Genomic DNA, 23,665 nt, shown 5'->3' on the forward strand with positions numbered 1-23,665 from the left:
CAGCGCGAAGGCTTCACGGCCGCGGCAGACCACACGATACGGGCCCGCCTGGTTGCGGCATTGACTTCGGCCTTCTCGACGCCCTGCACCGAGGCAAGCGCCCCCTCGACCGTGAAGGCGCAGGCTGCGCAATGCATGCCTTCGACCACCACCTGCGATTCCCACCGGCCGGTGGCCGGCTCGCCCTCGAGCGAACGTCCGAACGCCGACCACTCGGCCGGGTCGTCCAGCAGCGCCCAGTTCGCCTGTGCCGCACCACCGGCGGATATGGGCTCCTCGCGGGCGGATGGGCGGAACGCAACTGCGGCTGGCATCGTGCAAGACTATGGGGGCGCAAGCATCCGAGCCTTGATCTGGATCAAACCCTCTTCGGACTCGTTCCGTACGCTTGCTGCATTCATCCGCATTACCATGGGAAAGATCATGTTCAAACGCATCCTCGTCGCCACGGACGGCTCCGCGCTCTCGAAGAAGGCCGTGAAGAGCGCCGTCCAGCTGGCGGCCCAGAACAATGCCGACCTGGTAGCGGTCACCGTGGTGCCTCGCTACCCCAAGAACTATTTCGACGGCGCGATGGCCTTTTCACACGACGAGGTCGCGCGCATCGAACAGCAATGGGCCGAAGCCGCGCAGGGCAGGCTGGACGAGGCCACTGCGCTGGCAGAGGCCGCGGGCGTCAGGAGCAAGACGGCAACCGTCAGTTCGGACCTGGTAGGGGATGCCGTGATCGCCGCCGCCAAGAAGCACAAGAGCGACTTGATCGTCATGGCCTCGCACGGCCGCAAGGGCATCAAGCGCCTCTTGCTCGGGAGCGAGACACAGCACGTGCTGACACATTCGACGCTCCCGGTGTTGGTGCTTCGCTAGACGGCGGGCAATCGTACGCATCCCTACGCAGGCATTGATCCCATGACATCGATTCGAAGCCGAATGCTGAAGGCGACGGCCTTCGTTCTTGCGACCGTTGCAGCGACCGGCATGCTGGTCGCCGCAGGTCTCGCGGAAGAGCCGCAGCCGGCGGCCACGAGCGCTTGCCTCTTCTGCCTGCCGGCAGCCGCGCGTTGAGGGGCCATCCGCACGGCATCGCGACCTCGACCGGTCTCCCGCCGGCCGGGTGAATCATGCGGCGCCTGCGCTTTCTCACCGGCCGGCACCGCACGCCGTCCATCAACCGGCTGCTCGGGCTGTTGCTCGCCTTTGTCGCGGGGGCCGTCAACGCCGGCGGCTTCCTGGTGGTCCACCTGTACACCTCGCACATGACGGGCTTCGTCTCGATGCTTGCCGACAACGTCGTGCTCGGCAACATGGCGCTCGTGCTCGGCGCGACAGGCGCACTGCTGGCCTTCGTCTGCGGTGCAGCGTGCACGGCGGTGATGGTGAACCTGGCGCGGCAGTATCAGCTGCGCAGCGGCTTCTCGTTGCCCCTGCTGCTGGAAGCGATGCTGCTGCTGCTGTTCGGCCTGGTCGGCGCCACGACCTTGAACCGTCCGACCCCCTTCGCGGTGCCGTTCACCGTGCTGTTGCTGGCCTTCCTGATGGGGCTGCAGAACGCGCTGGTCAGCAAGGTGTCGTCCTCGCAGATCCGGACCACGCACATGACAGGCGTGATCACCGATCTGGGCATCGAGCTGGGCAAGCTGGTCTACTGGAATCAGGCGGGCACGCCGGCGCGCGCCCAGGTGCGCGCCAACCGCGCGAAGCTGCGCCTGTTCGGAATGCTCCTGATGATGTTCCTGCTGGGCGGGCTGGTCGGCGCCGCGGGCTTCAAGTACGTCGGGTTCATCTGGGTCGTGCCGCTGTCGGCGCTGCTCTTCGCGGTGTCCATGCCGCCGCTGCTGCGGGACCTTCGGCAGTCCGTCTACCTGCGCGCGACGCTCGGCCGCAAGGTGCGCACGTTGAGGCCGCCTGAGAGCCGCCGCTGAGGCCGATCGGGCCCACTGCCGCGTGGTCCAGGCCGCCAGCAAGCGCACTCAGGCGTGCGCAGGCATCCCCACGTCCGAGCGGCTGAAGCGCAAGTATCTGGCGGCTTCGTCGCGGTCGTAGAAGCACCCGTTCAGCGTGAAGCCGGATTGCACCGAGTCCTTCACCGACACGACCCGGCCTGAAGCAGACCGCGCAACCACCAGCTCGTCGGGCAAGCCTTCGATCAGGTGAATGGGCGCCAGCCTGCCATTGGCGAAGCGGGAGGGATAGACGCGGCCGGTTTCGGCGTTGCGAAAGGCAGGGCGGAAGCCTAAGCACCGGTTGTCGGCGCTCACACCGCCGCTTCCCTGATAGACGATGGTCTCTTGCTCGAGGATCAACTGATTCATTGCGCACCTCTGGGTCGATGGGGTCAAGGTTGGACGGTGCGCCCGGCTTCTCGAAACGACCGTCCTCGGAAGCGACGCACTGAGAGAGATGCTAGGAAGTCGAGGCCACCGCCGGAAGACCGATCGCTCTCATCCCCGTGTTTCCAGGAACGCATCAACGCGCAATTCCTTCGGGCATGGGTGCTTGTCCCTCGGCGCCGTGGTCCCAAGCCCGTGGAGCGGTCGTCCCGCCGCCGGACGCGACCCCGTTGACCACCCTTCCGATTGCCGCTACGCGGAGAGCAGCCCACGGCGCCGCGCTTCCCTCAATGCCGCGGTCCGCGTAGGCTCGCCAAGCTTCACCAGGATGGCCTTCACATGCGTCTTGACCGTTCCTTCTCCGATGCCGAGGCGCCGACCGATCTCCTTGTTGCTCATGCCGAATGCGATGAGTTGCAGGACTTCGAGCTCACGGGCCGTCGGCACGACAAAGCCGAGACTGTCCAGCAGCTGTTCGGCCACCAGTTCCCCAAGATATCTGCGGCCCGCCGCCACCGAGCGCACCGCTTGCGACAATTGCTCGGCAGAACAGTCCTGCAGCACATAGCCGCGGACGCCCGCGTCCACGGCCCGCCGAATCTGCACGCCCGTGTTCTGGTCGGTCACGATGAGCGCGCCGACGACAGCGCCCCGGCGTTGACGCTGCCGATGGGTCGCCTGTTGAAGGCCCGTCGTGTAGTCCGTCACGAGCACGTCTGCGCCCGAGGCGCCGGGCTCTCCCACTTGCACCGCGAAATCGGCGCGAGACCGAAGCAGTGCAGCAATGCCGGCAGCCACGAACGTGTCCTGGTGCGTGACCGCCACGTTGATCTTCGAGGGGTGGACCTGTGCCGACATCGCGGAACGACTCCCTACGGCGCCAGCGCGACGATGCTGTTGAATCCGTTCCTCGCCAGCTTTGCGTAGGGACAGACACGCTCGGTGCTTCGCACCAGTTCCTCGGCGACACTTTTCTCGACGCCTGGCAGGTGAATGCGGACGTCGGCCGTGAGCGTGAAGAGTCCGTCGACCGGATCCCGCCCGAATGCCACGGACACCTCGACGCTCGAATTGCGGATCGCGATGCCGCCTCGGAGGGCCAGGAGGTTGAGCGCACCATGAAAGCACGCTGCAAAGGCCGCCGCGAAGAGCTGCTCCGGGTTGGTCCCGCCGCCCTCCCCGCCGAGTTCGGGTGGAAGCCGCAATTGCACATCGAGGCTGCCGTCGTCGGAGCGCACGCGGCCCGACGTGCGCGCGTGCTCTGCCTCTCCGCCCACAGCCGTGATCTTCGTCGAGTAGAGCGGTCGGAATTCCGATCCCTGGTACTTGTCCAGCAGGGTCACCGGTGGAGGTTTCAGTTCGGGCATGGCGTGCGGGGCGAGCTGCGTCAGGGAGCCAGGCGACTCAAGCCCATCCGGCAGCCGCGAGGCGAAGCATGCCCGGTCTTGCATGGCCGCCTTGGCGGCCGGTCGCGGCAGGAGTCGCTGGGATCATCGCGGCGTCTTGGGCGATGCGAACCAGGCATCGAAGTCGAGGGCGCCGATGCGCGGGTTGGGTCCCGGCACGAGCGTGTCGTCCTTCAGTTCGGCCCCGAAGTAGCGCGCATGCACATCGGGAACAACGGTGCGCGGATCGCCCGAAGCTTTCAGATAGCGCTGCACGAGGTCCGACAGCCGCACGCGATCCGGCCCTGCGATCTCGACCGCAGCGTTGAGCGGCGAGCCCGTGGTGTAGTCGGCCACCGCCGCTGCGACATCGTCCGACGCAATCGGCTGCACGAAGGCCGGTGACAGGCGCACGGTGTCGCCATCGGCGCCCGATTGCGCAATCGAGTCCAGGAACTCGAAGAACTGGGTCGAGTGGACGATGGTGTACGGAATCTTCGATTCGCGGATCAGCCGCTCCTGCTCGAGCTTGGCGCGGAAGTAGCCGCTTTCCGGCAGGCGCTCGGTGCCGACCACCGACAGCGCGAGATGGTGCTTGACCCCGGCCTTGGCTTCCGCGGCCAGCAGGTTGCGCCCCGAAGTCTCGAAGAACTCGAACACCGCCTTGTCCTCGAACGAGGGCGAGTTCGCCACGTCGAGGACCACCTGAGTGCCCGCGAGCGCCGCATCCAGGCCCTCCCCCGTGATGGTGTTGATGCCCGAGGCCGGCGATGCCGCGATGACTTCATGCCCACCGGCACGCAGCTTGCTGACGACTTTCGATCCGATGAGGCCGGAGCCACCGATGACCACGATTTTCATGACGAGTTTCCTTGGGTGAGGTTTGGCGAACTTCGCGAGGAAGCGGCTTGATCGTAGGTTGGGGTCGCTGCGGGCGGTAGCGTCGCCGCGGGCTGCACAGCGTTGCGCGCCACGCACCAATCGGCTGAATCGTTGCGCGGCTTTCGCGACACCGCTGGAATCCCAGGAGTGGATGCGCGATCGCGGCAGGCCCATCACGGGGATCGCGGTGCTGCCCGCACCGCATCAATCCTTCTGCGCGCGAGCGTTCTTCCCGGCCACCGCATCGGCTTCAGCCGGTCCATCGCGAGGCTCAGGCAGGTAGGGCGAGGCCCACGCCGCGATCAGGTTCGCCACATGTTCCGCATCGCTGCGGCTGGACAGGAGATGATCGGCCTGGTCGAGCGAGACGAAGCTCTTGGGATGCCGGGCCGCGACGAAGATGCGCGTGGCGTTGTCGATGTCGACGGTCTGGTCGAATGGTGCGTGCAACAGCAACAGCGGGCGGCGCAAGGCGGCGATGCGAGCGCCTTGATCGTGCCCGCGCAAGTCATCGACGAAGGCCTTGCCCACGGACAGGGGACGCCCCACCACCTTCACCAACGATTGCCCTTGCGCCTCGAGCCGCGCGAGGCCATCGGGGTCGAGCAGGTGCAGGAGATGCGCGACATCGAACGGCGCCGCGATCGTCACGACCGCCCGCGCACTGGCGATGCCACCCGCGGCCGCCAGCATGGCAGCCCCACCCAGGCTGTGCCCGATCAGGAGGTCGGCGGGCATTCCGGCCGCCTGCATGGCGCCGGCGGCCGACTGCAGGTCTTGCACGTTCATGCTGAAGCTCGAATCCGGAAAGCTGCCGCCGCTGTCCCCCAGTCCGGTGAAGTCGAAGCGCAGCACGCCGATGCCCGCGCTTGCGAGCGTCCGACCGATGCGCACGGCAGCCAGGTTCTTCTTGCCGCAGGTGAAGCAATGCGCGAACAGCGCCCAGCCGCGTCGCAGTCCTTCGGGCACTTCCAGGCTGCCGGACAGGCGCTGGCCCTCGCGGTTGAGGAACTCAAAGGGACGGGTCGGCATGATGCTTCCTGGCAACAAGAGTGACTTTCATGAGGCGCGATCCGTCAAGCGTCGAGGTCCGCGAATCGTAGGCAGTCACACCGACGGGCGCAAGGCATGCGCAGCGTCGCACGGTGTCGCGAACCGCTTGCGCATGAGTGTCGATGCGGGCGTGATTGGTGTTCGACGGACAACACGGAATGGCGCTGTTCGTGGCTTCCTCGGCGAAGTGCGTCTCCCTATCATCCGATCGCTTCTTCGGTCGGCGCCGACGCCTGCACTCCGGACGAAGCGACTCTCTACCGATCAGTTGAAAGGCGCATCCCATGTCTCATGTCCCACCATCCGCAGCCGAGAGCCGGCGATCCGCGATCCTGAGCCAAGTGGCCGACGCGCTTCGGTGCGCGGGCCGCGGTGTCTCGAGCATGCAGGCCGTGCTCGCCACGACGCGCATCTCTTCCCAGGACATCGTCGACGAGTTCGGAAGCACGCGTGGTCTCTTCATTGCGCTGGTCGAATGCGTCTCAGCTTGGATGCTGGAGCCGCTCGACCATGGCGCAGCGGACGCATCCTTCCAGGAGAAGCTGCATGCCTTCGCGCATCGCGTGACGGACGAGCAGTCGGCCTCGCAACTGAGATGCCTCTACCGGATCGCCCTCACCGAACTCATCCGGAACAACGGGATCGACCGTGAATTTCACCAGCACGGCCCCGGCCACGTGACGGACGGATTGGCCCGGTTCTTCCGGGCCTCGCAGGAAGAAGGGATTGCCCTGGAGGAAGACAGCCGCCAGCTCGCGAGTCACCTCATGGCGCTGCTGAGGGCCCATCTAGACCTTTTCGACGCCCTGCCCGCCGGCAGCTCGGACGGACACTCCCGCCGTCGCGGCAACGTGACGCGGACCATCGAATTGTTCTGTGCCGGCATTCAGATGGAGGCGAATGATGCTGACGCTGTTGTCTAGAGTCCGGTCCTTGACGCCGACACGCGGCATGGTGGCGCAGGGTACGCCTGACGGCCCTTCGCAACTCCTTGGCGTTCCGGATGAACTGGCGATCGAGATCGATGCCAACGGTTCGCCCGTGACGATCCAGGAAGCCCACTGGTTCATCTGCTTCGTCCCCGGACTGCAGCGGCAATGGTGGCATCCTTTCGCCAATCCCAGGCACAAGCACGTCTTCGCACTGCGCATGATCGACGATCACACGTGGCTTCTGGTGGAGCCGTGGTGGACCCGGCTGATGGTCAACGTGCTGACGCTGGACGAAGCCGTGAAGTTCCTGCGCTGGGGCGCGGCCGGCGATATCCTCCAGGTGCGCGAGGCCATTCCGGGACGAGGCAGCCAGGTGCGCGGCTGGTCCAACTGCACGGTGCTCGTGTCCTTCCTGCTCGGCCGCTCCTACTGGACGTGGACACCGCACGGACTGTTTCGGCGGCTCAAGGCCGACCCGGGCGTCAAGTCGGTCGACCTGTCGCGATTCCTGCGCGAGCACTTCGAGTCCGTGGCGAACAAGACGGCCGACGAGGCGTTGAAGTTGCTGCCGGGACGAAGCGAGGAGCCGCTGCGCGAAGTGCTGCTGGACCTGGGGACCAGCGTCATGGCCGCAGCGCTGTCTCCGTCCGCCATCGCCCTGCACAAGGTCGCCATCTCCGAGTGCGGTCGATTCAGCGATGCCGCGGATGCGCTGTGGACCTTCGGGCCCGCGCGCGCAATCGATCGCATTCGCGAAGTGCTGGAGGATGCAAGGCGGCGCGGTGAAGTTCGCATCGACGATTGCTCCACCGCGGCGCGCCAGTTCGTGGCGATGCTTCGGGGCGACCTGCACCTGGAGATCATCTTCGGAATGCGAGCGGCGCCCAGTCCGGGCGACATTCGCAACCATGTCCTCTCTGTCGTTGCCGTCTTCCTGCGCGGCGCGTGGCGCAACGGCAGATTGCGGCTGTTGCGGGTGTCGAACGCCGCTCATTAGGACTCCGGGAATGCGACCGCCTCGACGCCCACGTCGATGCGCGGTCGCACGGACATGCCCACACGCAGGCGATGCGCGTCTCCCTGGCCCGCGACCAGGTGGATGCGCACTGGCAAGCGCTGCACGATCTTGGTGAAGTTGCCGGTGGCGTTGTGCGGTGGCACAGGCGAGAAGCTCACGCCGCTGGCGGGTCCTAGGCTTTCGACGCGCCCCTTCAGGCGAACCCCGGGCAGCGCATCGACCGTGATGTCCACCGGCTGGCCGACCCGCACACGGGCGGATTGCGTCTCTCGAAGATTTGCCTCGACATAGAGCGCGTCGAGCGGCACGAGCGTCAGCAGCGGATCGCCGATGCGGGCATAGCCGCCCACCCTCGCCTTGCGTTGCGCGATCACGCCGCTGACGGGCGCGACCACGCTGGCGTACGACAGATTCAGTTCGGCGTTGGCCTTCGCGGCCTCGGCCTTTTCCAGTTCGGCTCGCAAGATGGCGACCTGTTGTTCGGCGGCACGCAGTCCGGCCTGTTCGCGCTCGCGCGTGGCGCGCTGGACGTCCCATTGCGCTTCGGCCTGCTCCTGGGCCTGCACCGTGCCGGAGCCGTCCCGGGCCAGGTTGGCAAAGCGATGGCGGTTGGCCTGCGCAAGCTTGAGATTGGCGCGCGCTGCCGCGACAGCGGCACGCGCCTGCGTGATCGCACTCTGCTGCCGTGCGAGCTGTGCCTGCAGGCTGTCCACAGTAGCCTTCGCGGCATCGACGGCGATTCGCAGTGCCCGGTCGTCGATGTGCACCAGGGGCTCGCCGGCCTGCACCTGCTGATGGTCGTCCACCGCCACCTGGCTGACGACTCCGGCGACCTGCGGCGCGACCACCGTGAAGTCGGCCCGCACGTATGCGTCATCGGTGCTCTGTTCTGCAGCACCGGATTCGGGTTGGTTGAGGATCAGGAAGGCGCCGACGATCGCACTGGCGGCGATCGCGACGGCCGTGATCCGGAAGCGACGATTCTTGGTCATAGGGGGAACCGCTTTTCGACAAGGTAAGGTTCAAGGGTTGGCGCCCGTCGCAGCCTCGTGGGCGGGGGGCAATGCAGCGTCACGCGCGCGCACCGCTGGCGGCGCCATGCACTGAAGCTTCAGCACAACCGGGATCAGCAGCAGCGCCAGCAGGCCGAACACGCGGTAGACGTCAGCGGCAGCCAACACGCTGGCCTCCCGCGCGACAGTCTCGGCCAGCGCAGGCAGCCCCGAACCGGCCGAGGGCAGGCGAGCCAAGGTGTGTCCGGCCTGGTCGAGCAGCATCTCGTTGTGGAAGCGGGTGCGCACGACCAGCAACTGGCCGATCACCGCACCGCCCAGCACCGAGCCGAGGGCGCGCAGCGTGTTGACGATGCCGGCCACGTAGGCGCCTTCGACCGGCTGCACCGCGCTCGTGGCCAGGAACAGCAGCGACACGATCGCCATGGGCAATCCGGCGGCATACAGGACTTCGGCCCTGACGAGCTGCGCCACCATCCATTCGCTCGTGATGCCGCTGCCCAGCCAACAGGCCGCAGCAATGCAGGCCAGACCTGCAGCGAAGACGTGGCGCGCATCGATCCATCGCTGGTAGAGCAACAGTGCGACGCAGGAACCCAGCAGCAGTTGCGGCAAGCCGACGACCAAGCCGAGGGCCGACGTCTGCGCCAACCGGAACCCCTGCAATGCGCCGAGAAAATTGGCCGGCAGGACCACGGCGGTGGTCGAGATCATCAGCAGCAGGACGAAGACGGTGAAGCCCAGCCACAGGTTGCGCCGTTCGAGGATCTGGAGCCGGACGAAAGGCGCGGGATGCCTCAATTCGCTCACCAGAAAGAGGACGGTGAGCACGGTGCCGAGCAGAAGCGAGGCGACGACCAGCGGCGAACGGAACCAGTCCAGGCGCACGCCCTGATCCAACCCGATGACCAGCAATGCGAGCCCGGGAATGCCGAGGGCCATGCCGAGCCAGTCGCCCTCCCGCAGGCGAGTCGGCACCGCAGGCTTCTGCGGCAAGCCCCAGGCGACCAGTCCCATCGCAAGCAGACCGATCGGTATGACATGCCAGTAGACCCAGCGCCAATCCTCCAGCCGGTCCACGCACAGGGCCGCCAGCCACAGCGCAACGTTCGGGGAAAACGTGGCCGTCAGCGCGTAGAGCGCGAGTCCGTGCAGACGAACCGAGGGTGGCAAAAGGCCCAGAGCGGCTCCCATCAGCATCGGGATGAACGTGCCAGAGCACAGGCCCTGGACGGCGCGCAGCGAAATCAGGAGATGCAGGTCCTGCACCAGGGGCATCAGTGCCGACAGACACACCGCGGCCGCCAGCATCGCCAGATGAAAGCTGCGCAACGAGAAGGTGATGGCGAACCACATGGCGAAGGGCATGGCGGCCAGTTCGCCCGCGGCATAGGCGGTGTTCAACCAGGAGGCGTCGTCTCGTGCGAAGCCCAGCGCGCCCTGCACATCGGCCAGCGCCAGTCCGGGAACACGGTTGTTCAGGCCGGCCATGATCGCCGCCAGCAAGACGCCGAGCAGGCCACTGGCCAGCCGAAGGTTGAACCTCGGCGCTGCAGGCTGGGAGCTCACGACACGTCCCCGGCCGACGTCGTCCCGGCCCGCATCTGCGCTGACCACCCTCCGCCGAGCGAACGGTAGAGCGAGACGACCGACAGCGCGGAGGCCGTCGCAGAGTGGGTCAACTCGGACTGGCTGGCCAGCAGCGAGCGCCGCGCCACCAGCACCGATGTGAAGTCGACGGTGCCCTGCTGGTAAGCGCGTTGCGCGACATCGAGCGCCGTCTGTGTCTGCGCAAAGGCCACCTGCAGTTGGGCGTGCCGCTTGAGTTCGATGCTGTAGGCATTCAGTGCATCGTCGACTTCGCCCCAGGCGCGAAGCACCGTCTGCTGGTAGGCAATGCCCGCCACGCGATGGCGCGCCTCGCTGAGCGCCAGACTGCTTTCGAGCCGGCCGCCCTGGAAGATCGGCAGGTACAGCGTCGGTCCGATCGAATACCAGCGCGAACTCCAGCTGCCCAGGTCGGACAGTTGGAACGCCTGCAAGCCGAGGCCGCCCGTGAGGCTGATGCGCGGATAGAAGTCGGCTTCGGCCGCTCCGATGTCGGCCACGGCGGCGCGCAGGCGGGCCTCGGCCTGCCGGATGTCCGGACGGGTGCGGGCCAGCTCCGACGGAACGCCGATGGGCAGGCGCTTCGGCATCGCCGGCAGTGCGGCCTGGGCGAGGCGCGCGTCGAGATCCCTCGGCGGCTTGCCCAGCAGCAGGGCCAGGGCATTCATGAGAACGTCGCGTTGCTGTCGCAACTGCGACAACCGCGCTTCGATCCCGGCCACGTCCGCGCTCGCCGCCGCGGCATCGAAGCGGCTCGCGACGCCATGGCGCTGGCGACTCTCGGCCAGGCGCACGAGGTTCTCGGCGATCTGCCGGTTTTCTTCGACGATCGTCATCTGCGCCTGCACGCCGCGGATCAGCAAGTAGGTGCGGGCGACATCACCGGCCACGGAGACCTTCACCGACGCCATGCCGTAGCCGGTCGCTTCCAGGTTGGCTCCGGCCGATTCACTGAGCTGGCGCAAGCGCCCTCCCAAGTCCAGCTCCCAGCCGGCCTGCAGGCCCAGCTGCCACGTGCTGGACCCCGAGGTCGGCGCGCCGAGCCGCGCCCAAGGCGAATGCTCGCTCAAGGCGGAACGCGTGTACCCGGCCCCGCCCGCCAGTTGCGGCGAGCGCGCGGCATCGACCAGGCCCAGCTGGGCGCGGCTTTCCTCGATGCGCGCGATGGCCACCTGGAGATCGAGGTTGGAACTCGCGGCTTCGGCCTGCAGCGCAGTCAGCGTGGCATCGCCGAACAGCAGCCACCATTCGGAGGGGGCCTGCGACTCGTCGAGTGCAGGCTCCCTGGCGATGACCGCCGCCATCGAGCGCAGCGCCGCCTCCCGCGATGGCAGCCGCGGCTCGGAAACGTCGGGGGTGGCGACGCATCCGGCAATGGACAGCGCAAGAACCAGCGCCGCGTGCGCGGGCGGAAGGGCGCCGTTCTCGGCCGCCGGCTGGGTAGGCATGTGGAGCTTTCCTTCAGGTGATCGCTGCATGAACTGCTTTCGCGTCGGGGGAAGCAGCGACTGTCTTCATGCTAGGGAGCCTGCGCGCTCTCCGGAAGATCGGGCGAGCGATCCACCGTGTTGCTTCATGCGCATCAATCACTCGTGCGTGACAAGTCCTTGCCCCCCTCGAAGAGACAGAACCTTCTCGATCGAACAGCCGCTGCCTTCGCGGCCCGGTGCTCCTAAGCTTGATTCATGTCACAACGGGATGTCGTCACACGTCTTCTGTTGTGAACCCTCTCAACCTCAACATCGACCTCCACAAGGAATCCTCATGAACGAAGCCCGACTCCCCTGGACCCGGATCGCACCGAAGTCCTACCAGGCCCTGGCCGGCGTCAACGCGTCGCTCGCCAAGTCGACACTGGGCCCTGCCCTCATGGAACTCGTGCAGACCCGCGTCTCCCAGATCAACGGATGTGCGTTCTGCCTCGACATGCATGCTCGTGACCTGCGCAAGCATGGCGAAAGCTGGCAGCGCATCAACAACCTCTCGACCTGGCGTGAAGTGGGCCTCTATTCCGAACGCGAGCGCGCAGCGCTGAACTGGGCCGAGACGATGACGCGAATCGCTGACCGTCACGGTGACCAGGACAGCGCCTTTGGCAAGCTGAAGGAGCTGTTCAGCGACCAGGAGATCGTCGAGCTGAACTGGACGGTCGCCTTGATCAACGCCTGGAACCGGATGGCCATCGGCATGCGCCAGCCGCCTTCCGACAAGCCGATCGAATGAGCCGGATGACGGCCGTCAGTTGATTTTCCACGCCCCTGCGAGCGCAGGGGCCCCACCCGAAGGAACGAACATGCGAAAAATTGCAATGATCGCAGCGCCATGGCTGCTGGCATCCGGCGCACTGCTGGCTCCCTACGCCGTCGCGGCGCCGGAGCCGGTCGTCGGGACGCTGATGACGAAGGAACTCGCCAACATTCCGGGCAAGGAAGTTTTGATGATCAACGTGGACTACCCGCCGGGCGCAGCGGAGCCCGTCCATCATCACGACGCGCATGCGTTCGTGTATGTGCTGGAGGGATCCATCGTGATGGGCGTCAAGGGCGGCAAGGAGGTGACGCTCACACCGGGACAGACCTTCTACGAGGGACCCCACGACGTTCACACCGTCGGCCGGAACTCCAGCGACACGAAGCCGGCGAAGTTCATCGTGTTGCTCATCAAGGACAAGGGTGTCCCGTTCTACAAGCTCCAGTAGCCCTTCACCGGGCGGGCAGGGCGGGCGCTGGTGCCTGAACCAGCCCCCGCCCCGTCGCCTTGATCGCCACCTGCGTGCGCGACATGGCGTGCAGCTTGTTGCACAGCATCGATACATGCGCCTTCACGGTGTGCGTCGAAATCTGGAGCTGACGCGCAATGCCCTTGTTGCAGTCGCCCCGGACCAGCAGGCGAAGCACCTCGGACTCCCGGGCCGTGAGCTTCGCCGGCGGCGGCTCGCTGCCGGCGACCAAGGCCGACGCGTCGCGGCATAGATAGCGTGCACCACCGCGCGCCACATGGCGGATTGCATCGACCAACTCCTGCGCATCCGAGGTCTGCATGAGGCAGCCGTGTGCCCCCCTCTCCAATGCGTGCAACAGCTCGCCCTCTCGCGCCCGTCGGGTGACGACGATGACTCGCGGGCCGGCGTGCGTCGCTGCCTTCGATTCGAGAAGCGCAAGCCCGTTCGCAAGGTCCGCGATGATGACGTCGGCAGGCCCATCGCCATCGTCGTCGAATGACCGAGGCTCGATGCCGGGCGCTTGCTCGATCAGCGAGAGCAGCCCGGCCGCGAGCAGCGGCTCGCCGTGACAGATGCGAACGGAAATGGGGCGCGATGCGTTGTTCATGGTTGTTCCCTTTGAGCTGTCGCGATGGAACCCATCCTAGGTCGGGGCCATGGACGCCGGTAGGCCCGTCGGAGGACGCACACTGTTGTTGTCCGCGCATCAATGGCGGCTTCAGTCCGCCACGCCTGAGACTTTGCTGCGCACGCCAAGGTCAGTCACGCACTGGAGGTCGGACGCCCGTATGCGGGTCGTCATGAAGTCGATGAACACGCGCATGCGCGAAGGCAGGTGCTGCCGGCTCAGGTAGCAGATGTAGTGGCCGCGATCGTCGGGGGCGTACTGCGGCAGACATTGAACGAGCGCACCGCTGCGCAGCGACTCGCACACCAGGTATCCCGCCATCTGGGCCACGCCGTGGCCGTCGAGCACCGCCTGCAGCACCAGTTCGGGATCGTTGTAGGTGAACCTGGCACGCGGCAGGAACTTGCGGACTTGTCCGCCTACCTTGAACTCCCACTCGAAGAGGCGACCCGAGCCGAAGCGGAAGTTGATGAACTCGTGCTGGGCCAGATCGTCGACCGTCTCGGGCAGCCCTCGCGCATCCCGGTAGGCGGGTGAAGCGCACAGCAGCACCTGCATCGGGATGATCTGCTTCGCAATGATCTGCGCATCTTCCATGCGCCCGTTGCGGAAGGCGATGTCCACGCGGTCCGAGATGAAGTCGGCCGGCTTGTCGTCGAGCACAAGGTCGATCGACACGTGCGGGTAGACGGCCCGGAACTCGCCCAGCAGCGGCGCAACCACCTTCCGGCCGAACCCGACCGGTGCACTGATACGAAGATGCCCACGGGGCGGACCTTCGCGCAGATCCCGCATCTCCTCCACGGCCTGGACGATCCGGTCGACGCCGGTGTGGCAGTTGGCATAGAACAGATCGCCCTCGCGGGTGAGGGTCGTGCTTCGCGTGGTGCGCAAGAGAAGCCGGACGTTCAGCTGGTCTTCGAGTCTCTGGACACTGCGGCTCACTGCGGACCGGCCGATGCCCAGGCGATCGGCGGCGCGCGCAAAGCTGCCTTCGGTGACCACGGCGATGAACGCGACGACCCCTGCGTACGTGGTGGCGAAGCTGAAGGCCAAGGGGTCGGCGTGCGAGTTGAGCGGGTTCGGTGCGGGGTAGAGGACGGAGGATGACATGGGAGCGGCTCCTAGAAGGAAGGAGACAGGGAAGTTCGAGTGCCCGGTACGAGGCCGATGCGGCTGCCGGCTACTGTGCTCGCCGTGGCGCGCCCATGCCAGTCAAAGCATGTCAAGGCTTGTTATCGCCCCATGCCTTTGCCGCGCGGCGGGGGTTCGTGCGGCGCCATCCATGGCGGCTTACAGCGGCGTGGCGGATCGTGACACGCCGGGGTCCGTCAACTAAACTGCCGGGTCGCACGGCTTGATCGGGCGCGAGCTGCTGGACCGAGCCGAACCGCGGCAACAAGACGAGGAAGGAGGGGTATGGGACTACCCGGGTCCGGCCTGGCGCCGCATGTGCTCGTGGTGGACGACGATCCGTCGATCCGCCAGATGCTGCTCGACTATTTGGGTGACTACGACTTCAAGGTCAGCGCGGTCACCTCCGGCGCGGAGATGACCGAAGTCCTGACGCGCTGCGCGATCGACCTGCTGGTCCTCGACGTGCGGCTGCCCGACGACGATGGCATCCAGATCGCTCGCCGCCTGCGTGAGCAGTCCGATCTCGCCATCATCGTGATCACCGGAAGGCGCGACGAGGCCGACCGCGTGATGGCGCTCGAGCTCGGCGCCGACGACTACCTGACCAAGCCGTTCTCGCCGCGCGAACTGCTCGCCCGCGTCCGTGCCCTGCTGCGCCGCTACAGGATGCGGGGCGGCGCCAACCCGCGCGAGCCCGGTGTCCGCGCCTACCGCTTCGCTGGATGGGAGCTCAATGTGGGCTTGCGCAGGCTGACTTCGCCGCAGGGCGAGGTCGTCGCCCTTTCCAACGGCGAGTACAACTTGCTCACGGCGTTCCTGGGCGCGCCGCAGCGTGTGCTGACGCGCGCACAGTTGCTGGAACTCTCCCGCCTTCATGACGACGAGGTCTACGACCGCTCCATCGACGTGAAGATCGGCCGGCTGCGCCGCAAGCTCGAATCCGAAGGCCAGCCGTCCCTGATCCGCACTGATCGCGGTGCGGGCTACACCTTCATCCCGGCCGTCGAGATCTTGCGCTAGCCGGCCGATCAGGGGCCTCCAAGGCACTGGTCGATGGCCGCGAGGAGCTCCTCGCGGGTGAATGGCTTCGCCAGGGTTCCTGCCACGCCGAGTCGTCGCGCCGCCCCCTTCGAGGCGACGAGATCCCGCCTGAATCGGCCCGAGACGGCCAGTATCGGGGCGCCGTGCCGAAGGTCGAGTGCGCGCAGCGCGGCACCGGGGTCCGCAGGGTTCGGGACATCCACGATCACGAGCGCGACGGTGCCGGGCTGCGCATCGCCGGCCGCGACCGCGCAGCCCGCCTCGGTCAGCCAGCGCACGATCAACTCGCGGATGAGGTCATCCGTCTCGACGATCAAGAACTGGTTCCTGATTGGAGTTGTTCCAGTGGTCATTGCTGGGGCGTGGTCGTGGCGCTTTCATCGGGAGGAGCCGCGTCCATTGCATCCCCGGTGTGGCACGGGAATGTGTCCACCGCGACACGCCCTCGTGTCGCCCGACACATTCGCATGGCGCGGCGCTGCCCACCGCACGCGCCGCACGCGCCGCACCGCGGTCATGTGTCAATTGAGAAGTGCGGGCCGCGACGTCGACATCGTGCGGCGACATCCGGCGCAGACACTGGCGACACCTCTCGATTCGAGGAACCGTCCCCATGACCTTCCCCCCGTCATACCCGCCCGCGCCACGGCCGCTGACGCTTCGCGCGGACCCGCTGGCCGCGAGCTTCGCCACGACCTATGCGGGCGTCGTCGCCTTCATCGCAGTGGTCGCGGAAGGCAGCTTCGCGCGGGCCGCCGACCGCCTGGGCATCGGCCGTTCCGCAGTGAGCCGCAGCGTACAGAAGCTCGAGGACCAGTTGAACGTGCGTCTTTTTCTTCGCACCACGCGAAGCACCACGCTCACGCGCGAAGGCGACCTCTTCTATGCCAACTGCCACCCCGGCGTCGACCGGATCGTCCAGGCCGTCGAGGAGATGCGGGATCTGCGCGAAGGCCCACCGCGCGGCCATCTTCGGATCGGCTCGCCGGTGGGCTTTGGCCGCAAGGTGGTCGCCCCGCTGCTTCGCGAGTTCCGCGCTGCCCACCCAGATGTATCGATCGATCTGATGCTGGACGACAAGTCGACCGACTTCATCTCGGACCGCGTGGACATCGCCTTCCGCAACGGGCGCATGGAGGACGCCCAGATCATTGCGAAGCAGATCATTCCGATGCAGTTGCTGGTCTGCGCGTCGCGCGAGTACCGGGACGCCAGAGGACTGCCGGACACGGTCGAAGACCTGGCCCTGCACCAGTGCATCAACTTCCGCACGGCGTCCGGCCGCGTCGTGGATTGGGAGTTCAAGGTGGACGGTCAGGCCTGCAAGATCCAGCCGCAAGCCAGACTCACCTACAACGACCCCGACCTGGTGTTGCAGGCCGTGCTCGACGGCCAGGGCATCGCCCAGATGTCGGGCTACCTGATCTGCGATGCGCTTCGCTCGGGCGCACTGGTTCCGTGCCTGGTGCGCTACGCGCCTGACGATCGCGGCCATTACATCTGCTACCTGAGCCGGCAGCACCTGCCTTCGCGCATGCGCGTGTTCATCGACTTCATGACGACCCGCATACGGGCGTCCGACCTCCAGTGCCTGACCGACTACACGGACCTTAAGCTCGAGTGTTCCGCGGCACGGCGGTACGGATGAATGCGCATGAAGCTAGCGACGAAGCACCCTGGACAGGCTCGTGGCCAGGCCAAGCGCAGAGAGAGGCTGTAGGCTGTGCCAACGGTCTACCGGCGCACTGTCGAGGAGCTGCTACGGTTGCGGCCGAGTGACTGCAGGCTGCGAGGCGGGTGGGGTCTCCTGCCGGATGGCTCCAGAGTGCCGAAGAGCGCGGGCAAGGCTCGTGGCCAGGTCCGACGCCGACAGGGGTTTCTTCAGCACTTCATCGGGGCCCTGGTCGTGAGCGCCGTTCGCTGCCGTCGCCTCGGCGAAGCCGCTGACCAGCAGGATCGGCACCGTGGGCCGCATCTGGCGCAGCATGCGGATCAGAGTCGAGCCGGAAATGCCCGGCATCCGCTCATCGGTGATTACCGCATCGAAGGCGTGCGGATCGTCGCGGAAGGCTTCCAGCGCTGCTGGAGCGGAAGTGAACCCGATGGGCTGGTAGCCCAGGTCTGCAAGCCTTGCGGTGGTCAGCCTGACGAGCGGCTCTTCATCGTCGACGATCAGCACCCGCTGCCCGCTGCCCCTCGGCGAAGACTCGGCATCCTCTGGTGGTGTCGAAGCGGGTGCATCACCAGTACGCGGCAGGTAAACCGTGAACGTACTTCCGGAGCCCAGGATGCTGCAAACATCGATCGCTCCGTCGACCTCCGTCACCACGCCATGCACCAGCGACAGGCCGAGCCCGTTGCCGACGTTCACTTCCTTGGTGGTGAAGAAGGGCTCGAATATCCGGTCGAGAATCTCCGGTGCCATGCCAACGCCGGAGTCCGTCACGGCCAGGACGATGTAGTCACCCGCTGCAACCGTACCGATTGTGGCTGCGCGCACTGCATCGAAGCGCTGCGCGCTCAGTGAAACACGTATGGTGCCGCCCGAAGGCAGCGCCTGGATTGCATTGATCACCAGATTCATGACCACCTGATGAACCTGTGCCGGCTCGCCGATCATTGCAGCATGGCCCGCCTCGAGCTGCGCTTCGATCGTCACGTCCTTGGCCAGCTTGGCGCCGAGTATCCCGATCGCCTCGCGCACCACCCGCTCCACATGGACCGGCCCACGTTCTCCCACCGCACTGCGGCTGAAGGCCAGCACGCGATCGACGAGCGCGCGCCCGCGTTCTCCAGCGATCATCACGCTGTTGAGGTCGCGTGCCAGGCGACTTCCCTTCGGCACGTCGCGCAGCGCCATCTCCCCATAGCCGAGGATCGCCCCGAGGATATTGTTGAAGTCGTGCGCAATTCCGCCGGCGAGCGTGCCCAACGCTTCGAGGCGTTGCGACACCCGCAGCTTGCGCTCCAACGCCGCCAATCCTTCCTCCGCCAGTTTGCGCTCCGTGATGTCGCCGATCGATCCGGTCCAGCGGATCGGTTCACCCTCTGCGTCGCGCGTCGAGAGGAAGTGAAACGCGGTCCAGCGAACCTTTGCGTCCACGACGATGCGCAGTTCCATCTCGAAGTTTGCTTCGCGGCCTGCGAAGTGCGCGGCAACGGCCCGCTCCCATCTCGGCCGATCTTCGGGGTGAAACGGAAATCTGCGCACCCACTCCGAACGGTCTCGGAAGGTCGTTCCGGGCTCGAATCCGCAGATCTGCAGCAGGCGGGGCGAAATGTAGTGCTCGCCGGTGCGTAGATCCCAATCGGTATGGCCGTCCCCGGCAGCTTCCATGGCAAGTGCGTAGCGCTCTTCCGACTGCCGCAGCTCCGCCTCGGCGCGCTCGCGCTCTGTCACGTCTCGCACCATGCCGGTCCAGCGCACGACCGAGCCGAACGCATCGCGCGCAGTGAAACCGGATATCTGCACCCATCGGACCTCCCCGTCCCGCAGGAAGCGTGCTTCGGCCGTGTAGCGCTGCGCATCGCCTGCAAAGTGCTCAGCAAGCCCCGCCAGCAATCGGGGGCGGTCCTCCGGATGGAATGGAATCCGCGCGACAAAGTCATCGCGCCCGGTGAATGTCGTGTCGGGGGAAAATCCGTAAAGCTCCCGCAGCCGGGAGGATGTGTAGAACTTGTCGCCGGCGCGAATCCAATCCCAGAAGCCAACATCGCTGGCATTCATGGCGAACTCGTAGCGCTCTTCCGACTCGCGAAGCGCGTCCTCGGCACGCCGGCGGGCATCGACATCGCTGATCGAGCCGGCCATGCGCTGCGGATTGCCTTGGGCATCTCGTATGCACACGCCGTGGAGGCGGCGCCAACGGTAGGCACCGTCAGGCTGGAGCACGCGGAACTCGCCTTCGTACACCGGCGTTTCTCCGCGCAGATGCGCTTGCACCGCAGCATCGCGACGCGGCCTATCGTCTGGATGAAGCGGCAAGGACTCGACCCACGAGTCCAATGGCGCCGGCTCGGGTCCAGGAGGCAATCCGCACAACTCGCGGGTGCGCGCGGAGCAAGACACGCTGCGAGCGACGAAATCGATGTCCCAGACGCCATCGTAGGAGCCGGCGACAGCGAGCGCCAAGCGCTCCTCGGACTTCCGCAGCGCCGCTTCGACGTGTCGACGCCGGAAGCTCCACCAGCCGCCGACGATTCCCACCGCGGAGAACACGAGAAAGCGGCGCAGATCGAAGAAGCCGCCGAGCAGTGGATGGCTCGCTGGATCGATCTGAGGGAGCAGGAACGTCCCCATGAGTGCGGCCACGAACCCGGGGCCGGCGCCGCCGAACCAGGCCGACACGAGCACGGCCAGCACGCATAGCCCCGCAGGACTGAATGCAAATCCAGCGGGCGAGAAGTGCAGCAGCAACGCAAGCGCGACAGATGTCGGCGCCAGCGCGTACCGCAATGCGAGGGTACGCATTAACTCTCCTGGGTTGATCAGACCTCAGCACGCATGGCCCGGCGCTCCGATCACCTGCTTGAACTATTGGAGCCTTGCCGATGCACAGGAATGTGTCGCACCTTCCACGATTGATGTCAACCGACACAATCGCGCCCCGGGCGGCCCGAGCCGCCGCCCAGGTTCACTTGAGACTGATGGTCGTGTTCACGCCTTGCGCCACCGCGGTGTCGTTCGTCGCACGCAGGCCTATCGAGGCACGGGCGTGTTGAGCAGCTGCTGCTCCCACAGGTACGCGATGCCGCTGCCGCCGGCGTGCTGCTTGAGAACTTCCGTCAGCTCTCCGGCGTGCTCTGTCCTGGCCCAGTCACGTTGCCACTCCGACGCCACCGCCAACCAGGTCATCATGTTTGCGCCGGCGCGGATCATGCGCTGGATCGCGACCTCGTGGGCTTCGACCGAAGTGCCGCCCGACGCGTCCGTGACCACCGTCACATCCCAGCCCTCGCCCAGCGCCTGGATCGTCGGCATCGCGACACAGACCTCGGTCCACAGGCCGGCAATGATCAGTTGCTTGCGGCCCGTCGCCTTGACGGCATCGACGACCTTCCGATCCTCCCAGGTGTTGATGAAGGTCCGGTCGATCACCTCCTGGCCGGGGAACACGTCAGTGACGTGCGGGAAGATCAGACCGCCTCGCGCCGCGAGCACGCTGGTCAGGATCGTGGGGACGCCGAAGGCCTTGGCGCACTTCGCCAGGGCAGTCGTGTTGTTCACCACGGCCTGCGGGTCGTGGCTGTTCAGATTGGAGAGTTGGAAGGGCTGGTGGTCGATCAGGACGAGTACCGAATCTTCGGGACGAAGAAGCGAAGCAAGGCCGTTGCGAAAGGTCATCAATGCATCCTTGTTGCGAGTGAGAAAGGGATGGGTTCTCTGGGAAAACATGCGCAATGGCGTGTTGCCCGGAAACAGCATTGTGTTTTTCCCATGCTCAGTGCGGTAGTACCATTCCGTGGCGAGCTGTGTCGCAGGATCGGGAACGCGGAATTGGACATCGAAGAGCTGCAGACATTCGTGGAAGTCGCTGATGCCGGGGGAGTTTCGTCTGCTGCGCTCAGGCTGGGCGTGTCCAAGTCGATCGTCAGTCGTCGTCTGTTCCGGCTCGAAGCGGAACTGGGTGTACAGCTGCTTGCGCGATCCACCCGAGGGGCTGCTCTCACAGAAGCCGGGGCCACGTTCCGGGACTATGCAGCCAGGGTCTGCGCCGAGATCGATGTGGCCAGGGAAACGATCCTGCCCGCCGGTGAACTTCGCGGCCGATTGCGCGTTTCCGCGCCGCTTTCTTTCGGCCCGACTCACTTCGCTTCCGCATTCGCGGAGATGGCACGACGCCACCCTCAGCTTCACATCCAGACCTGCTACAGCGATCGCTTCGTTGATCTCATCGCGGAGGGTTACGATTGCGCGATACGAGTCGGCTATCTTCAGGACTCCAACCTGATCGCGAGACGCATCGGCCCGATCTATGGGAAGCTCGTCGCGAGTCCGGAGTACGTCAAGCTGCATGGGTCACCGGAGACACCGGAGGAGCTCGTCGCCCATGAGGCCCTCATGCAGGGAACCGAAGCCTGGCAGCTCATGGATGGCGACAAGGTCATCACGGTTCGCCCGCAGGGGCGCTTCAAGGCCGACAACGGCACGGCCTTGGTTTCCGCTGCCATAGCGGGACTCGGGATCGCTTACCTGCCCGATTGGCTCACCCATGAATATGTGGCCTCCGGGCAACTCGTGCCAATCATGACTCGTCATCCACCACCCCCGGCTGGCGCCTATGTCATCCGCCCGCCAGGTCAGCATCCGGCACGGAAGATACGGGTCCTCACCGAACTCCTGATCGAGCATTGCAACCGGTCTCCGCACCCTGCCGGAGCTGCGCCTGCCTGAGTGCTGCGCTGCCCGATGCGTCGCGGGAATGAACGCCGACGCAGCACGCGCCGAAGGCGGCTGCACGCCGGGCCCAGTTCGACGCCAGGCTGCGTCGCGATCACGGCACCTGGCAGCAGATCGTGCAGCGCGTCGGCTTCACGCCCCAAAGCTGAATGGCCTCTCTGCGCTCGGGGGCTGCTTGATCAGCAGCCGGATCATGCAGGCCCTTCCCTGCCGGACCCGCGCTTCCTTTCAGCGGTTATGGCCCGGCGATGAGGGAAATCGGGGGCGCGGGCCAAAGCCGGGGCCCATGCCGGCTCCGTGACCGCGAGAACCCATGGCCATGCGGGACATCATGCCGCGGTGCATCGCGGCCATGCCATCCTGCACAAGTTCTGTGACTTCGGCGGCATGCCCTTGGAGGGCTGCGACCACCTTCGTATCGTTCGACGTCCGGGTGACGATCGACCCCTTGTCGGTCGTCTCGATCCTGGAATTGATCTTGTCCCGATTCTCGAACAGCACCGGCAAGGTGTCGCTGAAGATATTGAACTCACGACCGTCCCTCAAACGCTGGGACATGCTGGCGACATGAGCCTTGATCGCCTGGGCGACTCGCGGATCATCGGATTCGGTCACCGTGCGTATGCCGTCCGACAGCATCGTCACGGAGCGTCGGATCCTGGTGTTGTCGGCCAGGAGGCCGAGCACCACGTCCATGTCTGTGGCCGAGTCGGCATCCTGCTTCGTCAGCATCGACGCGGGCCCCCTCATCGGGCCTTGGTTGCCCGAAGCACCAGGGCTCATGCCGTGCATCGGGCCGTGACCCATGTGATCGGGATGACCGAGCGCTGCGCCCGAAGCCAAACCCAGGGCCAACGCTGCAACGATGCCGGATGAAAGTCTGAGTGAACGCTTCATTTCAAGCCTCCGTGCTGAACCAGGTGACGTACCAATGAGCAGAAGTTCGACACGATCTACTGTTTCGGCGTGTCGTGATGGCTGTGGCCATGGTGGCCGGCCATTGCATCCGCACCGTGATCGGAGAGTTGGGCGTCGAACCAGGCGTGCAACGCCGACACGAGCTGAATATCGGCAGTCCGATACGTCAGCTCCGCCCCACCCGCCACGTCCTTGTAGGAGATGGCGAGTTGACCCGGCTTGGTCGTCTTGAGCTGGGCGAGTCCGGGCATCTCCGCACCGTGGATGTGAGCCGGCCCCGAAAAGTCGCCCTTGAGGAACTGGGCTCGAATCTCACGCAGGTGGCCGCGTACCAACTTGACTTGCCGATTGTCCGCAGCGCTCTTGGCCACGACCCTCTGCACTCCGCCGTCAGCGGTCTTGGTGAAGACGTGGGTCGTCGCCTTCAGACTGAAGGGCATGACGTCCGGCCCGCGGCGCGCGACCTCCGCCTGGCGCTGGCGATCCGCCGCTGCGTACGACGTCACGGGAAGGAAGACGAAGGCAGCGAGTGCCGCGCCCAGCAGGTGCTTTGTCATGGCGAATATCTCGATGAGGACGCTTTGCCCGGGAAGTGCGC

The 23,665-nt window shown here is 66.0% G+C and carries 26 protein-coding genes; 10 read left to right on the top strand and 16 right to left on the bottom strand.

The features are described 5' to 3' along the window. On the bottom strand, positions 1-314 hold a 314-nt coding region (locus tag APY03_RS43725), incomplete at its 3' end, for a heavy-metal-associated domain-containing protein (protein ID WP_232324257.1). A 109-nt stretch (positions 315-423) separates the two neighbouring features. Here APY03_RS43725 and APY03_RS13960 point away from each other — a divergent pair. From APY03_RS13960 to APY03_RS13965, 3 genes are read left to right on the top strand one after another with little or no spacing between them, the layout of a single operon-like run. Next, positions 424-867, top strand: coding sequence for a universal stress protein (locus APY03_RS13960; protein WP_068677881.1), 444 nt, complete (start codon positions 424-426; stop codon positions 865-867). 42 nt (positions 868-909) lie between these two features. Continuing rightward, positions 910-1,065 carry a hypothetical protein gene (locus tag APY03_RS41440; protein ID WP_157103404.1) on the top strand — a complete coding sequence of 52 codons (156 nt, stop codon included), beginning with the start codon at positions 910-912 and terminating at the stop codon, positions 1,063-1,065. Positions 1,066-1,121: 56 nt separating this feature from the next. Then, positions 1,122-1,922 (top strand): YoaK family protein, encoded by an 801-nt coding sequence (locus APY03_RS13965; protein ID WP_068677780.1) that lies wholly within the window; start codon positions 1,122-1,124, stop codon positions 1,920-1,922. A 48-nt stretch (positions 1,923-1,970) separates the two neighbouring features. On the opposite strand, the gene APY03_RS13970 is transcribed toward APY03_RS13965, so the two are convergent. From APY03_RS13970 to APY03_RS13990, 5 genes are all read right to left on the bottom strand, one after another. After that, on the bottom strand, positions 1,971-2,312 hold the full coding sequence (locus APY03_RS13970; protein WP_068677782.1) for a hypothetical protein: 342 nt from the start codon (positions 2,310-2,312) through the stop codon (positions 1,971-1,973). A gap of 270 nt (positions 2,313-2,582) precedes the next feature. After that, complete coding sequence (locus APY03_RS13975; protein WP_068677784.1) at positions 2,583-3,188, bottom strand: response regulator transcription factor; 606 nt, start codon at positions 3,186-3,188, stop codon at positions 2,583-2,585. 14 nt (positions 3,189-3,202) lie between these two features. Then, positions 3,203-3,697: an Ohr family peroxiredoxin gene (locus APY03_RS13980; RefSeq protein WP_068677882.1), complete on the bottom strand. Its 495-nt coding sequence runs from the start codon at positions 3,695-3,697 to the stop codon at positions 3,203-3,205. A gap of 123 nt (positions 3,698-3,820) precedes the next feature. After that, positions 3,821-4,576 (bottom strand): SDR family oxidoreductase, encoded by a 756-nt coding sequence (locus APY03_RS13985; RefSeq protein WP_068677786.1) that lies wholly within the window; start codon positions 4,574-4,576, stop codon positions 3,821-3,823. Positions 4,577-4,801: 225 nt separating this feature from the next. Beyond that, positions 4,802-5,629 carry an alpha/beta hydrolase family protein gene (locus tag APY03_RS13990; RefSeq protein ID WP_083944343.1) on the bottom strand — a complete coding sequence of 276 codons (828 nt, stop codon included), beginning with the start codon at positions 5,627-5,629 and terminating at the stop codon, positions 4,802-4,804. Positions 5,630-6,033: 404 nt separating this feature from the next. On the opposite strand from APY03_RS13990, the gene APY03_RS13995 reads away from it, so the two are divergent. Continuing rightward, positions 6,034-6,573, top strand: coding sequence for a TetR/AcrR family transcriptional regulator C-terminal domain-containing protein (locus APY03_RS13995; RefSeq protein ID WP_146039256.1), 540 nt, complete (start codon positions 6,034-6,036; stop codon positions 6,571-6,573). Between the two features lie 10 nt (positions 6,574-6,583). Next, positions 6,584-7,579 (top strand): TetR/AcrR family transcriptional regulator C-terminal domain-containing protein, encoded by a 996-nt coding sequence (locus APY03_RS14000; protein WP_162487161.1) that lies wholly within the window; start codon positions 6,584-6,586, stop codon positions 7,577-7,579. On the opposite strand, the gene APY03_RS14005 is transcribed toward APY03_RS14000, so the two are convergent. From APY03_RS14005 to APY03_RS14015, 3 genes are read right to left on the bottom strand one after another with little or no spacing between them, the layout of a single operon-like run. Further along, a complete protein-coding gene (locus APY03_RS14005) occupies positions 7,576-8,592 on the bottom strand; it encodes an HlyD family secretion protein (protein ID WP_068677792.1) in 1,017 nt (338 codons plus the stop codon). The two genes, APY03_RS14000 and APY03_RS14005, sit on opposite strands and share 4 nt — an antisense overlap. A 30-nt stretch (positions 8,593-8,622) precedes the next feature. Then, entirely contained in the window at positions 8,623-10,182 is a 1,560-nt protein-coding gene (locus tag APY03_RS14010; RefSeq protein WP_068677883.1) for an MFS transporter, read from the bottom strand. After that, positions 10,179-11,669 carry an efflux transporter outer membrane subunit gene (locus APY03_RS14015; RefSeq protein ID WP_068677794.1) on the bottom strand — a complete coding sequence of 497 codons (1,491 nt, stop codon included), beginning with the start codon at positions 11,667-11,669 and terminating at the stop codon, positions 10,179-10,181. Before APY03_RS14015 ends, APY03_RS14010 begins: the two co-directional genes overlap by 4 nt. Positions 11,670-11,985: 316 nt before the next feature. On the opposite strand from APY03_RS14015, the gene APY03_RS14020 reads away from it, so the two are divergent. Then, positions 11,986-12,444: a carboxymuconolactone decarboxylase family protein gene (locus APY03_RS14020; protein WP_068677796.1), complete on the top strand. Its 459-nt coding sequence runs from the start codon at positions 11,986-11,988 to the stop codon at positions 12,442-12,444. A 70-nt stretch (positions 12,445-12,514) separates the two neighbouring features. Then, positions 12,515-12,919 carry a cupin domain-containing protein gene (locus tag APY03_RS14025; RefSeq protein WP_068677798.1) on the top strand — a complete coding sequence of 135 codons (405 nt, stop codon included), beginning with the start codon at positions 12,515-12,517 and terminating at the stop codon, positions 12,917-12,919. Between the two features lie 4 nt (positions 12,920-12,923). Here APY03_RS14025 and APY03_RS14030 read toward each other — a convergent pair whose 3' ends face one another. Beyond that, positions 12,924-13,550, bottom strand: a complete 627-nt coding sequence (locus tag APY03_RS14030) for a LuxR C-terminal-related transcriptional regulator (RefSeq protein ID WP_068677800.1) — start codon at positions 13,548-13,550, stop codon at positions 12,924-12,926. Between the two features lie 111 nt (positions 13,551-13,661). Next, positions 13,662-14,684: a LysR family transcriptional regulator gene (locus APY03_RS14035; RefSeq protein ID WP_068677802.1), complete on the bottom strand. Its 1,023-nt coding sequence runs from the start codon at positions 14,682-14,684 to the stop codon at positions 13,662-13,664. A 306-nt stretch (positions 14,685-14,990) separates the two neighbouring features. Here APY03_RS14035 and APY03_RS14040 point away from each other — a divergent pair, with 306 nt between their 5' ends. Then, on the top strand, positions 14,991-15,728 hold the full coding sequence (locus APY03_RS14040; RefSeq protein WP_068677804.1) for a response regulator: 738 nt from the start codon (positions 14,991-14,993) through the stop codon (positions 15,726-15,728). 8 nt (positions 15,729-15,736) lie between these two features. On the opposite strand, the gene APY03_RS14045 is transcribed toward APY03_RS14040, so the two are convergent. Next, on the bottom strand, positions 15,737-16,066 hold the full coding sequence (locus APY03_RS14045) for a response regulator (protein WP_068677806.1): 330 nt from the start codon (positions 16,064-16,066) through the stop codon (positions 15,737-15,739). Between the two features lie 296 nt (positions 16,067-16,362). On the opposite strand from APY03_RS14045, the gene APY03_RS14050 reads away from it, so the two are divergent. After that, complete coding sequence (locus tag APY03_RS14050) at positions 16,363-17,397, top strand: LysR family transcriptional regulator (RefSeq protein WP_068677808.1); 1,035 nt, start codon at positions 16,363-16,365, stop codon at positions 17,395-17,397. Positions 17,398-17,508: 111 nt separating this feature from the next. Here the strand turns inward: APY03_RS14050 and APY03_RS14055 are convergent, their stop codons facing one another. Further along, positions 17,509-20,166: a PAS domain-containing protein gene (locus APY03_RS14055; RefSeq protein ID WP_162487160.1), complete on the bottom strand. Its 2,658-nt coding sequence runs from the start codon at positions 20,164-20,166 to the stop codon at positions 17,509-17,511. Positions 20,167-20,448: 282 nt separating this feature from the next. Further along, complete coding sequence (locus tag APY03_RS14060) at positions 20,449-21,093, bottom strand: hydrolase (protein ID WP_068677884.1); 645 nt, start codon at positions 21,091-21,093, stop codon at positions 20,449-20,451. A gap of 153 nt (positions 21,094-21,246) precedes the next feature. On the opposite strand from APY03_RS14060, the gene APY03_RS14065 reads away from it, so the two are divergent. Beyond that, complete coding sequence (locus APY03_RS14065) at positions 21,247-22,143, top strand: LysR family transcriptional regulator (RefSeq protein WP_068677885.1); 897 nt, start codon at positions 21,247-21,249, stop codon at positions 22,141-22,143. A gap of 234 nt (positions 22,144-22,377) precedes the next feature. Here the strand turns inward: APY03_RS14065 and APY03_RS14070 are convergent, their stop codons facing one another. Both APY03_RS14070 and APY03_RS14075 read right to left on the bottom strand, forming a co-directional pair. Then, positions 22,378-23,046, bottom strand: a complete 669-nt coding sequence (locus APY03_RS14070; RefSeq protein WP_146039258.1) for a hypothetical protein — start codon at positions 23,044-23,046, stop codon at positions 22,378-22,380. 56 nt (positions 23,047-23,102) lie between these two features. Beyond that, positions 23,103-23,624, bottom strand: a complete 522-nt coding sequence (locus APY03_RS14075) for an aspartate carbamoyltransferase (RefSeq protein ID WP_068677886.1) — start codon at positions 23,622-23,624, stop codon at positions 23,103-23,105. Positions 23,625-23,665 lie beyond the last annotated feature (41 nt).

The organism is Variovorax sp. WDL1, from assembly GCF_001541225.1.
In the GTDB taxonomy this organism is placed as follows: Bacteria; Pseudomonadota; Gammaproteobacteria; order Burkholderiales; family Burkholderiaceae_C; genus Variovorax.